The sequence below is a fragment of the Luteimonas granuli genome (assembly GCF_007795095.1).
Taxonomy (GTDB): Bacteria; Pseudomonadota; Gammaproteobacteria; order Xanthomonadales; family Xanthomonadaceae; genus Luteimonas; species Luteimonas granuli.
On record NZ_CP042218.1, the window covers coordinates 1,506,292 to 1,521,079 of the forward strand.

At 71.8% G+C, this 14,788-nt stretch carries 12 protein-coding genes and 2 pseudogenes; 5 read left to right on the forward strand and 9 right to left on the reverse strand.

Annotation, left to right across the window (positions count from 1 at the left end; all coding sequences use genetic code 11):
* The first annotated feature begins 8 nt into the window (after positions 1–8).
* On the forward strand, positions 9–1,094 hold the full coding sequence (locus FPZ22_RS06890) for an alpha/beta hydrolase family protein (protein ID WP_144891591.1): 1,086 nt from the start codon (positions 9–11) through the stop codon (positions 1,092–1,094).
* A gap of 58 nt (positions 1,095–1,152) precedes the next feature.
* Here the strand turns inward: FPZ22_RS06890 and bla are convergent.
* A pseudogene (gene bla, locus FPZ22_RS06895) lies at positions 1,153–2,081 on the reverse strand (subclass B3 metallo-beta-lactamase).
* 104 nt (positions 2,082–2,185) lie between these two features.
* On the opposite strand from bla, the gene FPZ22_RS06900 reads away from it, so the two are divergent.
* On the forward strand, positions 2,186–3,046 hold the full coding sequence (locus FPZ22_RS06900) for a LysR substrate-binding domain-containing protein (protein ID WP_144891593.1): 861 nt from the start codon (positions 2,186–2,188) through the stop codon (positions 3,044–3,046).
* 21 nt (positions 3,047–3,067) lie between these two features.
* Here the strand turns inward: FPZ22_RS06900 and FPZ22_RS06905 are convergent, their stop codons facing one another.
* Positions 3,068–3,829, reverse strand: a complete 762-nt coding sequence (locus FPZ22_RS06905; protein ID WP_144891595.1) for an N-acetylmuramoyl-L-alanine amidase — start codon at positions 3,827–3,829, stop codon at positions 3,068–3,070.
* 700 nt (positions 3,830–4,529) lie between these two features.
* Here FPZ22_RS06905 and FPZ22_RS14435 point away from each other — a divergent pair.
* Positions 4,530–6,065 (forward strand): annotated as a pseudogene (locus tag FPZ22_RS14435) (sensor domain-containing diguanylate cyclase); the annotation flags it as partial.
* Between the two features lie 190 nt (positions 6,066–6,255).
* Positions 6,256–6,927: an EAL domain-containing protein gene (locus FPZ22_RS06920; RefSeq protein WP_168198961.1), complete on the forward strand. Its 672-nt coding sequence runs from the start codon at positions 6,256–6,258 to the stop codon at positions 6,925–6,927.
* Here FPZ22_RS06920 and glnA read toward each other — a convergent pair.
* A complete protein-coding gene (gene glnA, locus FPZ22_RS06925) occupies positions 6,915–8,324 on the reverse strand; it encodes a type I glutamate--ammonia ligase (protein WP_144891599.1) in 1,410 nt (469 codons plus the stop codon). The genes FPZ22_RS06920 and glnA overlap by 13 nt on opposite strands.
* Positions 8,325–8,590: 266 nt before the next feature.
* Between glnA and FPZ22_RS06930 the strand changes: the two genes are divergently transcribed.
* Positions 8,591–9,391 (forward strand): undecaprenyl-diphosphate phosphatase, encoded by an 801-nt coding sequence (locus FPZ22_RS06930; protein ID WP_144891601.1) that lies wholly within the window; start codon positions 8,591–8,593, stop codon positions 9,389–9,391.
* 54 nt (positions 9,392–9,445) lie between these two features.
* Here the strand turns inward: FPZ22_RS06930 and FPZ22_RS06935 are convergent, their stop codons facing one another.
* From FPZ22_RS06935 to FPZ22_RS06960, 6 genes are all read right to left on the reverse strand, one after another.
* Entirely contained in the window at positions 9,446–10,057 is a 612-nt protein-coding gene (locus FPZ22_RS06935; protein WP_144891603.1) for a YbhB/YbcL family Raf kinase inhibitor-like protein, read from the reverse strand.
* A gap of 17 nt (positions 10,058–10,074) precedes the next feature.
* Positions 10,075–12,144, reverse strand: coding sequence for a tetratricopeptide repeat protein (locus FPZ22_RS06940; protein WP_144891605.1), 2,070 nt, complete (start codon positions 12,142–12,144; stop codon positions 10,075–10,077).
* A gap of 51 nt (positions 12,145–12,195) precedes the next feature.
* Positions 12,196–13,188 (reverse strand): YheT family hydrolase, encoded by a 993-nt coding sequence (locus FPZ22_RS06945; protein WP_144891607.1) that lies wholly within the window; start codon positions 13,186–13,188, stop codon positions 12,196–12,198.
* Positions 13,185–13,985 carry a lysophospholipid acyltransferase family protein gene (locus FPZ22_RS06950; protein WP_144891609.1) on the reverse strand — a complete coding sequence of 267 codons (801 nt, stop codon included), beginning with the start codon at positions 13,983–13,985 and terminating at the stop codon, positions 13,185–13,187. Before FPZ22_RS06950 ends, FPZ22_RS06945 begins: the two co-directional genes overlap by 4 nt.
* Before the next feature lie 53 nt (positions 13,986–14,038).
* Positions 14,039–14,476: a hotdog fold thioesterase gene (locus FPZ22_RS06955; RefSeq protein WP_144891611.1), complete on the reverse strand. Its 438-nt coding sequence runs from the start codon at positions 14,474–14,476 to the stop codon at positions 14,039–14,041.
* 69 nt (positions 14,477–14,545) lie between these two features.
* Positions 14,546–14,743 (reverse strand): hypothetical protein, encoded by a 198-nt coding sequence (locus FPZ22_RS06960; RefSeq protein WP_144891613.1) that lies wholly within the window; start codon positions 14,741–14,743, stop codon positions 14,546–14,548.
* Positions 14,744–14,788 lie beyond the last annotated feature (45 nt).

Consider the following 14,788-nt stretch of genomic DNA (forward strand, 5'->3'; position numbering starts at 1 on the left):
CCGCTCCAATGCATCGAACGACATCCCGCAGGCTGTGCTTCCTCCTGCCCTGCCTGCTGCCGCTGGCGGCCGTGGCCGCCCAGCCGGACTGGCCGCAACCGGCACGACGCATCGTCGACCCCGAATCCGGCCAGCCCTATCGGCTCGAGCGCGTGTTCGTTCCTTCCGGCCCCCACCGCATCGCCGCGACCCTGCTGCGGCCCGACGACGACGCCAGGGTCCCGGTGCTGGTGTCCGTGTCCGGTTCCCGCGACGGCATCTCGCCCGCCGAAGGGCCCTTGCAGCGACGCCTGGTCCGGCGTGGCATGGCCGTGCTGACGCTGGGCAAGAAGGGCGTGGGCGCCTCCACCGGCGACTGGCGCAAGGAAGACTTCGCCGATCGCGCCGACAACGTGCGCGCTGCGCTGGACTGGGTGGCCGCCCGCCCGGACCTCGATGGTTCGCGCAGCGTGCTCTACGGACACAGCCAGGGCGGATACGTGGTGCCACTGGTGGCCGACGACCCGCGGGTGGCCGCGCTGATCCTCGCCGCCGGTCCGGCGGAGCCGGTGCATGCGCAGATCGCCAGCGAGCGGTTCGAAACCCTGCGCCGGAACGGGACACCGGAAGCGAGAGCCCGCGCCGGCGCACGTCGGCAGGCGCGCTGGCTGCGTGCGCTGCTCTCGGGTTGCGGCCTCGTCCCGTACCACTATCTCTGCCGGGTCTACCGCCACGATCCCGTGCCCGCGCTGTCAGCGGTCCGGCAGCCGGTGCTGGCGCTGTTGGGGGAGAACGATCCCCTGGTGCCCCCTGCAGCCAACCTCGCGCCGATGCAGGCCGCGCTCGCGGCCAATCCCGGGGCCGAGATCCGGGTCCTGGAGCGCAGCAACCACCTGTTCTGGGAGAGCACCAGCGGACTCCCCGAGGAATATCCACGCCTGCTGCAGGATGACGCCCCGTTCCCGCACGCCGACGCCGACGATCCCGACCACGAGCGCCTGCGCCGCTGGCCCTACAACCGCGCACGGTTCGCACCCGGCTATTTCGAAGCGATCGAGCGCTTCCTGGAGCGCCACCTGATACTGGCGCGGGCGCCGACGGACGCGACGCCGTGACGTCCCCCGCTACGCGCTGCCGACCGGTTCTCCCGAACGGCGACTCGGCCGCCGGAACTCACGGCGCCGCACGCCGCTCCGCGTCGATGGCCGCCTGCAGCGCGCGCTCCGCGATGTCGGCATAGCCGCGGCAATCGAGGGACTGCACGCGTTCGAGCGTGGTGCCGTAGCGCCAGCCGCTGGCGCCGGGGTGGGGGGTCAGCAGCAGGTCGCAGGGCAGCGAGCGCAGCGTGGCCAGGCTGGCGCGATAGTCCTCGACGATGCCGGGGTAGCGGGATTGTCGAGCAGCCGGTACCCGGGCGCGCTCATGCTGTCGGCGTAGACGATCCGCAGAGGCGTGCCGTCCGGGGCGCGGTCCTGCCAGCTCCAGCTCATGCTTCCCGGCGTGTGTCCCGGCGTGAAATGCACCGTGAGCCGCAGTCGTCCCAGCTCGACGGTTTCCCCGTCCTGCAGCAGGCGGTCCGCCTGCACCGGCGGATACACCATCGCATCGCCGTAATGGATGTCCTCGGCACCGCCACGCGCCAGCAGCGCCGCGGACTCCGCATTGGCCAGCACGCGTGCACCGGTGGCGCGTTTGAGTCCGGCCAGCGGCCCGACGTGGTCGACGTGGGCGTGGCTGTGGAGGATCAGCTTCACATCCGCAGGCGCGAGGCCCAGCGCGCGGACGTTGGCCAGCACCTGCCCCGCCGCCTGCGGCATGCCACCGTCGATCAGGATCGCGCCTTCATCACCCACCAGGAGCAGCACGCTGAGGCCGGCGGTACCGATCTGCCAGGTGTCCTCCGCGATGCGCAGCGGCGCCACGGGCTGCCGCCATGGCTCGGGTGCCTCGTAGGCGCGCAGCTGCGGGAGCGGCGTCGCGGCCTCCGCTCCGACCGCGCCCGTCGGCGCCCCCGGCTCGAGCGCCTCCACTGCCGCGCTGCCCAGCAACAACAGCGCCAGTCCAACCGCCGGGCCTGCGGCGCCAGCACCTCCTGCACTCATCGCTCGCCTCCTCTCAAGCCATCGGGAATCCGATGCTGGAGGCGTCGCCACCCCGCCACAATCGACAGGATCTCATCGCAGGCATGAGCTGATCTAATGGCTCGATGGACAATCCCCACCTCCCGCTGACCGGCCTGCGGGCGTTCGAGGCCGCGGCGCGCCACCTCAACTTCACGAAGGCGGCGCTGGAGCTGCGCATCACCCAGGCAGCGCTCAGCCACCGCATCCGGTCGCTGGAGGCGCGCCTCGGCTGCCGGCTGTTCCGGCGCCTGCCACGCGGTGTCGCCCTGACCGACGAGGGTGAAGCGCTGTTCCCGGCACTTCGCGATGCCTTCGGGCGCATCGCCGGCGCGCTGGCGCGGTTCGAGTCCGGGGCCGCGCGCGAAGTGCTGACGGTGAGCGCGGTGGCCACCTTCGCCACCGGTTGCCTGCTGCCGCGCCTGGGGGAGTTCGCGGCGACGTATCCGGGCATCGACCTGCGACTGCTCACGCACAACAACCGCATCGACCAGGCCGGCGAGGGCCTGGACCTGGCCGTCCGGTTCGGCGATGGCAACTGGCTGGGGCTGGATGCGGCCTTCCTCTGCGCGGCGCCGTTCGCACCGGTCGCCGCGCCGGCGCTGGCCCGACGCGTACGTCGCCGCCGCGACCTGCTGGACCTGCCGCTGCTGCGCTCCTACCGGCCCGACGAATGGTCGCGCTGGTTCGCCGCCGCCGGGCTGCCGCCGCCGGCCCTGCGTGGCCCGGTGTTCGATTCCTCGCTCGCGATCGCGGCCGCCGCGGCATCCGGCGCCGGCGTCGCGCTGCTGCCGCTGCGCATGTTCGAACAGGACCTGGCCAGCGGCCGCCTGGTCCGCCTGTCGGCGACCGAGGTGGACGTGGGCGGCTACTGGCTCACGCGCCTTCGCACGCGGGGTGAAACCGCGGCCATGGCCGCGTTCCGCGACTGGGCCTGCGACGCCTGAGCGCGGGACGGACGCCAGCCGCTACTGCCCGGACACGACCGGCTCCGCGATGCCGGCACCTCCCGGCATCGTCAACGCATGCAGGATGCGCAGGTCCTCCGCGTCCAGCGCAGTCCCCGCATCGCCGCGGAAGCGCAGGCGGAAGGCGCGGATCGTGGCTTCGCCATGGGCGATGTCGTAGCCCACCTGCTCCAGCGCGCGCAGCGCGTCGAAGCCCTCGGGTGCCGGCGGCGCGTCGTCCGCCGGCCAGACGCCGAACCCGGCCTCGGCCAGTCGCTTCCAGGGGAACAGCGGGCCCGGGTCGATCTTGCGCGAGGGCGCCAGGTCGGAGTGGCCGATCACCTGCGTGCGCGGGATGCGCAGGCGCGCGGTCAGGTCCTCGAGCAGCCGCAGCAGGGCCTGCACCTGCGGCTCGGTGAACGGCTCGCGGCCATCGTTGTCGATCTCGATCCCGATGGAGGCCGAGTTGACGTCGGTGATCGTTCCCCAGCGGCCGCCGCCGGCATGCCAGGCGCGGTGGGCATCGGCGACCAGCTGGTAGATCGCGCCATCGTCGCCGACAAGGTAGTGCGAGCTGACCGGCCCTCCGCTGTTGCGGGTGCGCAGCGTGTCCAGGCTCTTGGCGACCGAGTCCTGCTCGGTGTAGTGCAGGACGATGACGACCGGGCGGCGCTCGTCGTGGTTGGGCGACGGCACCCAGTGCGCCATCGGGTTGCGCGGCGGCGAATGGACGCAGGCCGCGAGGGCCAGGGTGCACAGGAGCAGGATGGTGGTGCGGAACATCGCGGACCCTCTCGCATCGGCATGCCATTACAACCCATTTCCAACGGCTGGACACCCGCCTGGGGGGGGCGCGCGAAACGGCTTAGACTCCGCTGCAGGCTCAGGCTCAAGAACCGGGCGCCCCGGCCGATACCGCAACACATTGCCGCGTCAGAAGATCCATGCAGCAGGCAGGCCCCGCTCCCGATGACCCACGCGCCATCGCCGCCCGGCAGCGGGATCTCCGGCTGAGCGCATGAACGCGCGCCTTTCCCTGCCGGTCCACGCGCAGCAGGCACTGGACTGGCGCCAGCAGCTGCTGGAGGCAGACGGGCCGGAGGCGCTGGCGACCACCATCCGCGGCATCGCCTGCGCCCTGCCTGGAGTGGCCAGGGCCTGGCTGGCCCACGCAGCTCCCGACGTTCCGGGCGATCCTGCGCCGCTCGCGGTGCCGATGCCGGGCAGCGGTGCCGTCCTGCTGCTCGAACCATCACCCGATGCGGATGCCGAGGCGCTGCTGGCGGCGCTCGCGGTCCCCGTCCGGACGGCGGACCGGCTGCTGGCACGGGAGCTGACGCTGACCGACCTGTCCCGCGAGGTCGAGCGCCTGCAGCACTCCGAACAGCTGCAGCGCGCGCTGTTCGCCATTTCCGAGCTGGCGGTGTCCAGCCTCGACATGGCCGAAGTGCTGCGCGGCATCCACGACATCGTCGGCACGCTGATGTACGCGGAGAACTTCTACATCGTCCTGCGCGACCCGGCCGCCGACACCCTCGAGCTGCTGTATTTCGTCGATGTCCAGGACCCGGCCCCGTTCGTCGGCAAGCTGCCGCTGGAACAGCTGCGCCACACCTGGACCTGGCACCTCCTGCAGGGCCAGCGCGCGCTGCGCGGGGACGCCACGCGCCTGGCGCACCAGGTGGACGGTCCGCTGCGCGCGGTCGGCAGCGAGTGCATCGACTGGCTCGGCGTGCCGATCCTGCGCGACGGCGTGGCGCTGGGCGCGATCGTGGTGCAGACGTACACGCCCGGCGTGGACTTCGACGCCGAGGACCAGGCTCTGCTGGAGTTCGTGGCCAGCCACATCCTCACCGCGCTCGAGCTCAAGCGCAGCACCGACCTGCTCGAACGCAACGTCGAGGCGCGCACCCGCGAACTGGCCGCGGTCAACCGCGCGCTGCAGCAGGAAATCGTGGAGCGCGAGCGCGCCGAACGACTCCAGGCGGCACTGTTCCAGATCGCCAAGCTCGCAAGTGCCGACATCGGCTCGAATCAGTTCTACCCCCGCATCCACCAGATCGTGGGCCAGCTGCTCAACGCCGACAACTTTTTCATCGCCCTGCGCTCCGAGGACGGCACGCGGCTGGAGTTCCCCTACTACGTGAGCACGCGGGATCCGAACATGCCCGAGGGCCGGCCGCTGGGCCGCGGATTGACCGAGCTTGTGCTGCGGCGGGGCGAGCCCTTCCTGGGCGGACCGCGCGAGGTGCAGGCGCTGGAGGACGCGGGTGAACTCGTCCTGGTGGACACCGGGCCGCGCTCGCTGTGCTGGCTGGGCGTTCCGCTGGGCTCGGGGAGCCACAGCATCGGCGTGGTCGCGGTGCAGAGCTATACCAGCGAAGTGGAGTACACCGCGGCGGACCAGAAGCTGCTGTCCTTCGTCGCCTCGCAGATCGCGACCAGCCTGCTGCGCCTGCGCGCCGCCGACTTCCAGCAGCAGGCGTACGCGCAGCTGGAGGAACGGGTGGCCGAGCGCACGGCCGAACTGCGGCGCCAGATCCACGAGCGCGAACGCATCCAGCAGCGTCTGCGGCACGAGGTGATGCACGACGCCCTGACCGGCCTGCCCAATCGCGGCCACCTGCATCGGCGGATCAACGAAGCGCTGCTGTGGGTGCACGGCGAGCCCGGCCGGCGCTGCGCGCTGCTGTACCTCGACGTGGACCGCTTCAAGATCATCAACGACAGCCTCGGGCACCTGGCCGGCGACGAGTTCCTGCGCGAGATCTCGCGTCGCCTGCAGGCCTGCGTGCGTGAACCCGACCTGGTGGCACGGCTGTCGGGCGACGAGTTCGTGATCCTGCTGGGCGAGATCGCGCTGGACCGGGCGGGCCGGCCATCGGCCGCCATCGCGGTGGCCCGGCGCGTGCTGGACCAGCTGACGCAGCCGGTGACGATCGCCGGTCGCATGCTCGAACCCTCGGCGAGCATCGGGATCGCGGTCGCCGACGAACGCTACCGGCAGACCGACGACCTGGTCCGCGATGCCGACACCGCGCTGTACCAGGCGAAGGCGCTGGGCGGCAATCGCTGGCATCTGTTCGACGATTCGCTGCAGCGCACAGCGGTGGACGAGCTGACCATGGAGGCCGAGCTGCGCCTGGCGCTCAGGCGCGACGAGCTCGAGCCCCACTTCCCAGCCCATCGTCGACCTCTCCGACGGCACCGTGGTCGGCCACGAGGCGCTGATGCGCTGGAACCACCCGCAGCGCGGCCTGCTGCGCCCCGGCGACTTCCTGGAAGTGGCCGAGGCCAGCGGCATCATCGAGGCGATCGACTGGCGCATCTTCAAGCGCGCCTGCAGCCTGGCGGCGGCCAGGGAGGGCTCAGGCTACCTGTCCATCAACGTCTCCCCGCGCCACCTGCTGCGCAGCGACTTCTCCGAGCGCCTGCTGGGCCTGCTCGGGCGCACGGGGCTGGCCCCGTCGCGGCTGCTGATCGAGGTCACCGAGGGATCGCTGCTGAACAATCCGGAGCAGGTGCGCATGCTCCTGCAGGAACTGCAGGAGCACGGCGTGGGCGTGGCGCTGGACGACTTCGGCACCGGCTACTCGTCGCTGAGCTACCTGCACACCTTCCCGCTGCGCATGCTGAAGATCGACCGCACCTTCCTGGAGGCGCTGGACCGGCAGGACAACAGCGCGGCGGTGATCGACGCCGTGCTGTCGCTGGCACGGGCCCTGCGCATGGAAGTGGTGGCCGAGGGCATCGAGGCCGAGGAGCAGCGGGCGGCGCTGGTGGCGCTGGGCTGCCGTTACGGGCAGGGCTACCTCTTCGGGCACCCGGAGGCCGTGCGGCAGACCCCCGATGCCGTTCCCTCCGACGGTCAGATGGCGTAGTACATCTGGTACTCGAGCGGGTGGGTCGCCGCGCGGAACGCGGTGACCTCCTTCATCTTCAGCGTGATGTAGGCGTCGATGAAATCGTCGCTCATCACCCCGCCGGCCTTGAGGAACTCGCGGTCGGCGTCGAGCGCTTCCAGCGCCTGGTCGAGCGAGTGGCAGACGGTCGGAATGCCCCTGGCCTCTTCGGGCGGCAGGTCGTAGAGGTCCTTGTCGCTGGGGCCGCCCGGGTCGATCCGGTTCCGGATGCCGTCCAGCCCGGCCATCATCAGCGCGGTGAAGATCAGGTAGCCGGAGTTCATCGGGTCCGGAAAGCGGAATTCGATGCGGCGCGCCTTCGGGTTGGAGACGTAGGGGATGCGGCAGGAGGCCGAGCGGTTCGAGGCCGAATAGGCCAGCATCACCGGCGCCTCGAAGCCCGGCACCAGGCGCTTGTAGCTGTTGGTGCTGGAGTTGGCGAAGGCGTTGATCGCGCGCGCGTGCTTGAACACGCCGCCGATGTACCACAGTGCGGTCTGGCTCAGGCCGCCGTAGCCGTCGCCGGCGAACAGGTTCACGCCGCCCTTGGCCAGCGACTGGTGCACGTGCATGCCGCTGCCGTTGTCGCCCACCAGCGGCTTGGGCATGAAGGTCGCGGTCTTTCCGTTGCGGAAGGCGACGTTCTTGATCACGTACTTGGTGGTCAGCAGTTCGTCGGCCTTCTGCACCAGCGAGCTGAACTTCGTGCCGATCTCGCACTGGCCGGCATTGGCGACCTCGTGGTGATGGACCTCGACCTCGATGCCGACGGCCTCCAGCGTCTTGCACATCTCGGCGCGGATGTCGTGCAGCGAGTCCAGCGGCGCCACCGGGAAATAGCCGCCCTTCACGCCCGGGCGATAGCCGGTGTTGCCGCCGGCGTACTCGCGGCCCGAGTTCCACGCCGCCTCCTCGGAATCGACGTGGAAGAAGGTGTGGCCCATGTCGTTGGCGTAGCGCACCGAGTCGAAGATGAAGAACTCGGGCTCGGGGCCGAAGAAGGCCTGCTCGGCGATGCCGCTGGCCTTGAGCCAGGCCTCGGCACGCTTGGCGATGCCGCGCGGGTCGCGGTTGTAGGCCTGCATCGTGGTCGGATCGAGCACGTCGCAGGTGAGGACCAGGGTCGGATCGGCGGTGAAGGGATCGAGGAAGGCGGTGCCGGCGTCGGGCAGCAGCACCATGTCCGACTGGTGGATACCGCGCCAGCCGCCGATCGAGGAGCCGTCGAACATCTTGCCGTCCTCGAACAGGCCGGGCTCGATGATCGACTTCGGGAACGTGACGTGGTGCTGCACGCCGCGCATGTCGCAGAAACGCAGGTCGACGAATTCGACCCGGTGGTCGCTGATCAGCTTTTCGACGTTGTCGAAGGACATGGTGGCTCCGATGTGGGGATGAGGCGGGAGGTCCGGGCGCGCCCGGTGTCGACATCCATGACGCAAACCTCATGCCACCGTCCAGGTGACTGATTTTGCTGGCCGGGTGTGAAACCCGCCCGATATTCTGCACCATGCAAGTGCACGACGGACGCTGGATTCACCATCATGGTGCAGTCCATGGATCGGCTATGCTGCCGCCCTGCTCATATCCTGCACGCCCGGCTCCGGCCGCGGCCCGATCCACGGACCCACGGACCCTGGCGATGACCGACCCGCTGGCCGCCCTGCTGCTGGGCATCCTCGAAGGCCTGACCGAGTTCCTCCCGATCTCCAGCACCGGCCACCTGCTGATCGCGCAGCGTTGGCTCGGCGCGCGTTCGGACTTCTTCAACATCGTGATCCAGGCCGGTGCGATCCTCGCCATCACCCTGGTGTTCCGGGAACGCATCGTCGCGCTGGCGACCGGCCTGGGGGATGCACGCAACCGCGACTACGCCATGAAGCTGGCGGCGGCGTTCATCGTCACCGCGGTGGTCGGCCTTCCGGTGCGGCTGCTGGGCTGGGAACTGCCGGAGACGGTGACGCCGATCGCCTGGGCGCTGGTGGTCGGCGGGGTCTGGATGATCGTGGCCGAGCGCCTGGCCGAGCGCCGCGGCGGCGGCGACGGCACCTCGGTCACCTGGACAGTCGCCCTCCTCGTCGGCCTGGCGCAGGTGGTGGCCGGCGTGTTCCCGGGCACCTCGCGCTCCGCGGCGGCGATCTTCGTCGCCATGCTCGCCGGACTCAGCCGGCGCCGGGATGCGGCCGAATTCGTGTTCCTGGTCGGGATCCCGACCATGTTCGCGGCCAGCGGCTATGCCTTCGTCGAGCTGGCCGCGGACGGTGCCCTCGGCGGCGAGGCCTGGACCGACGTCGGCATCGCCTTCGCCGCGGCCACGATCACCGGCTTCCTGGTCGTCAAATGGCTGCTGGGCTATATCGAGGACCACCGGTTCACCGGCTTCGCGGTGTACCGGATCCTGCTCGGCGCGGCCCTGCTGCTCTGGCTGCCGGCGGGCGACTGAGGCCGGCCCGGACCACCACGGCCGGTCGCACGCCCGGCCGCGCGACGTCGCCTCCTACCGGTTCGCGGGATGGAGGCTGTAGCTGCCCCAGGTCGCGGCTTCCGCGAGCACGTGGCCCTGCATGGCGCGCAGCACGTCGCCGCCGGTGAAGCGTGCCGGCACGTCCAGCCGTTCGACATCGAGGGCGAACACGCGGAAGAAGTAGCGGTGCAGGCGCAGGTCGTGCGCCGGCGGATACGGGCCGTCGTAGCCCAGCCAGTCGCCGCCCATCTCCGCATCACCGGCGAACCAGCCGGTGTAGTCGTTGAGGCCCTGGCGCGCGCTGGCCGGACCCGGCGGGTTGCGCTTGCCACGCGGGGTCACGCCGTCGCTGCAGCTGCCGGCGGCGATCGAAGTGACCTGCGACGGGATGTCGACCATCGCCCAGTGCGTGAAGTCGCCCCGCGGGTGCTCCACCGGGATGTCGACGTCGGCATTGGCGACCAGCGCCGGGTCCGTGGGCACGTCGGCGTCGATGCACAGCAGCGCGAACGAACGCGTGCCCGCCGGCGCGCCGCTCCAGGACAGCTGCGGGTTGCGGTTGCCGCCCAGTCCGTCGGGGGTGCCGAAGGCGAATTCCGCGGGGATGGGCCGGCCGTGGCCGAAGCTTTCGCTCTGGATGCGCATGGTCGTGCTCCTCGTGGTCAGGCGTCGGGGTAACCGAAGCGGCGCGCCACCGGCGCCAGCGCCGCGAACGGCTCCGCCAACAGGTCGGCATAGCTGCGCCAGGTGCCGGCGGCGAAGCGCGGCGCTCCGAAGTACCCGGCGGGGGGCTCGGGCAGGGTGATGCCGAGCGCGTCGCCGAGCTGCGCCGCCATCGCCTTCGCATCCTCGCCGCTGTCGTCCACCTTCAGCAGATGGTGGCGCACCAGGTCCTGTTCGTGGAGGCTCGCCAGCTGTCCGAGCGCGGCGGCCAGCCAGTCGGCGGCGTCCTGCGGCGACCGGGCCAGGAACGGCGTGTGCGAGCCGAAGGCGAGCCAGTCCAGCAGCATGTCGCGCGGATCGCGCAGGACCAGGAGCAGTTCGGCCTCGGGCAGCGCGGCACGCATGGCCGCGGCATAGACGTTGTCCCACCAGGGAAGCCAGTCGACCACGGGACCGCCGATGGCGCGGGCCGGAAGCACCGCTCGCCAGCTGGCCACGACCCGGTCGGCCGTGATCTCGCCCGCGGCGATCCGGGGCCAGGCGTCCAGGTCCTGGAAGAGATCCGCCGGCGCCCGGGAGCTGAAGCGGTCGGCGCGGAACGTGGGCAGCACCGGCTCCAGGATCGCCGCCGCGCGCTCCACGAGCGAACCGGGAAGACCCACCAGGAAGGCGGCTGGCGGCGCGTCCGGCGCCGCGGCGGCCGGCTCGGGCCACTGCGCAGGCGCAGGCGTCGCGGGAGGCAGGGGCAGGCGTCCCTGGATCTCCTCGGCGCCGTGCCGGGTCCAGGCCTCGAGGGCCGCGGCGAAGTCGCCGGCGCGGTGCCGCGCGACGCCCAGCCAGGCAGTGACCAGGCGCTGCTCCTCGGGACGGGCGAGGCGGGATTGCAGTTCCTCCAGGTGACGGACCGCTTCGGCGGGATCCCGCCCCAGCAGCGCGTCGGCCACACGCAGCTCCGCGCCCAGGTGCCCGGGCGCACGCTCCAGCAGCGCGCGCGCCGCGGCCTCGGCCTCGGCGGCCTGGCCTGCGCTGGCGTGCAGCAGCATCGCGGTCTCCAGGGCTTCGATCGAATCCGGCCTGGTATTGCGCCAGCGCGCGACCACATCGGCGGAGCCCGGTCCGTCCGGCGCGAAGGCCAGCCGTGCGCGCCACAGCCCATCGTTGTCCGGTGTCGCATCGAGCGCGGCGTCGAGCGTTCCGCGGGCGTCGTCGAACGCACCCAGCCGGCGCCAGGCATCGGTGATCGCGGTCATCGTGCGCGGCTCCCCGGGCAGGCCGGCCAGCGCCTCGCGCAGCAAGGGCAGCGCGCGCTCCGGGCGGCCGGCGACAAGCTCGAGCTCGCCGGCGAGGCGGCGCACTTGCGGCGGCGAGCCGGGAGCATCCTCCAACAGCGCCGCCACCTCGTCGGCGGCGTCACCCGGACGCCCCTGCCGGAACTGCAGCTGCGCGATCATCAGCCGCAGCGTCTTCGCCGCGGGCAGCCGCTCGACCAGCTTGCGCAGGGTCTGCTCGGCGAACGCAAAGTGCCCCTTGGCCAGGTAGGCGAAGGCCAGCGCGTGCAGCGTCACCGCATCCTCCGGCGCGCGCTCCGCGGCGGCGGAAAGCAGCTTCAGCGCCTCGTCGGCGTTGCCGCGGCGCAGCGCGATCGTGCCTTCGAGCGACTGCAGCGTCGGATGGTCCGGAGACACCCGCGCCGCCAGACGGGCCAGGCGTTCGGCTTCCTCGAGGTCGTTGCGGCCCATCGCCAGCTCGGCCTGGAGCACATAGGCGCCGAACTGGTTGGGATCGATGCCGATGGTGGTGTCCAGTGCCTGCGCGGCCGCCTCGAGGTCGCGGGTGCCGAGCAGCAGGCGGGCGTGCTCCAGGTGCAGGCGGGCGTCGTCGGGCGCCAGCGCGATCGCACGCTCGATGGCTTCGCGCGCTCCCGCTGGATCGCCGCTGCCGCGCAGCGCCAGCGCCAGCAGGCGCTGCGCCCCGGCGTCATCCGGGGTTCCGGCGGCGAAGGCGCGGGCCATGTCCAGGGCGGCGGCGGTGTCGCCGCGGCGCAGCGCGTCGAAGATCTGTTCCTGCATCGGGCTGTCCTGCCGGCGCGGCGCGCCGAAAACCGCGATTGTAGCCCGCGCTCAATCCGTGCCCGCGAGGCGCGAGACCGCCCAGCGTTCGGCGTAACCGCCCAGGCGCCGATCCTCGAGGAAGCCGCAGTGCCCGCCCCAGTCCGCGAGCTCCAGATGTGCGTGGCCGGGCAGCCGCAGGCGAAGGAAACCCTCCACCGGAATCACCGGATCGTCGGCGCTGGTCAGGATGGAGACCGGCACCGTGAGTCCCGCGAGGCGGTCGCCGGCGATCGAATAGCGGTCGAAGTAGGCATCCAGGCTGCCGAAGTCGGTGTGGCGCAACACCAGCCATTCCGTGAGCGCGCGCATGCGAAGGCGCAGCACCGCATCGTCCACCTGCACCCGCTCCGGGAACAGTTCGCGCTTGCGCACCAGCGAACGCCGCCAGCTGCGCTCGAAGTGGCGTACGTACAGCGGCAGCCCGCGCTCCATCGCCTCCATGGTGCGCGCCGGATCGAGGACGGGGCAGACCGCGGCCACCCCATCCAGCGCCAGTCCGGCCGCCGGGGCGCGCAGCGCGACGCGCAGGGCGAAGTTGCCGCCCAGCGAGTGTCCCGCCACGACCAGCCGCGACCGCGGCATGCGCGCGGCGATGTCGCGGGCCGCGTGCACGACTTCGTCGATGCGCGCGGAATGGAAGATGTCGGGGTTGAGATGGTGGGTGCCGCCGTGGTCGCGGAAGTTCAGCCGGAACACGTCCCAGCCCCGGGCCAGGAAGCCGGCCGCGGTCAGGCAGGCATAGGCGGACTCGGCGCTGCCCTCCCAGCCGTGCAGCAGGAGCGCCATGCCCCGGGGCTCCACCCCCGGCACCGCGCTGTGCAGGCCGAGCAGGCGCACGCCATCGCCGCCATCGACGATCACCGGCCGGGTCAGCGCGCCGGTCGCGGCCAGCGCCGCGAACCCGCGCCGCCGGCGCGGCGGGCTGCCGGCGAGCGCCGACTGCAGGTGGGCGTTGCGCAGCCAGCGCGGAGGACGGTAGCGGCTGGCGACCGGCCCGCTCACGGCTCCCGCAGGGCGGCGACGATGCGCTCGCGCGCGCGCCGCGCGATCGCGGCACGACCCTCGGCATCGCCCGGCGCCAGCGGCTCCAGGAACACCACCTCGACCACGCGCGGCGGTTCGCCCAGCAGGCGCAGGAAGTTCTGCGCGAAGTTCTCGTGCGGCCGGAACGCGACTTCGCGCTGGCCCTCGCCGCCCGCCCCGTAGCGCAGCGCGACCGGCTGCACCGGCGCCCCGGATTCCACCGCCGCCAGGAAGATGCGGGCGTGGAACGGGCCGACCTCGGTGCCGTCGCGGGTGCGTCCCTCGGGAAACACGCCCACCGAACGCCCTGCGCGCAGCCGCTCGATCATCTCGCCGAGCACACCGCCCAGCGATTCCTGGCTGCCGCGCTGGTGGAAGATGGTCTCGCCGCGACGCGCCATGCGCCCGACCACCGGCCAGCCGTCGATCTCGCGCTTGGCGACGAAACCCATCATCCGCTGGCTGTGCAGCGCCGGGATGTCCATCCAGCTCACGTGGTTGGCCACGAACAACGCGCCGCCCGGCATCGGCGTGCCGACCCGGCGCGAACGCATGCCGAAGACGCGCATCAACCCGCCCTGCCAGGCGCGGACCAGGCGGTCGCGCAGGCTCTCGCCTCCGAGGTCGATGCGGTCGCTCGGGAGGGCGAGGGCGATCATCAGAGGAGGCAGGTGGACCAGGACATGCCACAACAGCAACGGCACGCGCAGGGCATAGCGGCCCGCGCGCGCCAGGCGGCCGCCGGCGGGCGCGGTGTGGATCGTGGGGGAGCGCATGGCGGAACGATACCGGATGCCCGCCGGGGGCGGGTAGAGCAGCGCCGCCCGCCTCAGGCGGCGGGCACGACCGCGAGCGTCAGCCGGGACACGCAGGCCAGGCGGCCGCGCGCGTCCTCGATCCGGATCTCCCAGACCTGGGTGCTGCGCCCGAGGTGGAGAGGGCGCGCGGTTCCGGTGACGATGCCTTCGCGGACGGCGCGCACATGGTTGGCATTGATCTCGATACCGACGCAGACCTCGCCTTCCGCGATGCACATGTTGCCGGCGCTGCTTCCGAGCGTTTCGGCCAACAGGACCGAAGCGCCGCCGTGGAGCAGGCCGTAGGGCTGGCGGCTGCGGGCATCGACCGGCATGGTCGCGACCAGGTGGTCGGCGCCGATGCCCGTGAATTCGATGCCGAGGGCCTCGATCGCGGTGCCCCTGGAGAGGGCGTTGAGCGCGGCCAGGTCCTGGTCGCGGCGGAAAATGGTGGTGCCGGGGATGCTCATGGGCTCCGATGGCCAGGCTGGCGGCGGGGGCGCGCCAGCCTGGGCCTTCGGTCCCCCCGGGTCAATCGGTCAGACCATGCGGAAGCGCGCGGCGGGCTGGCTGCCCGGGGTGTAGCGGCGGGCGGCGGCGTAGCCGCTGCTGTTGCCATAGCCGGAACCGTAGTCGCGGGAGCGGTAACGCGCGGGGCGCGCCGTGGGGAGGCGGCGGTCGGCGGCGTTGAGGACGTTGGCGTTCAGGACGTTGGCGTTGGAGTCGATGCGGGACATGGCGGTTTCCTTGGGGGGTGTGGGCTGGTGTGTTGGTAAAGTACC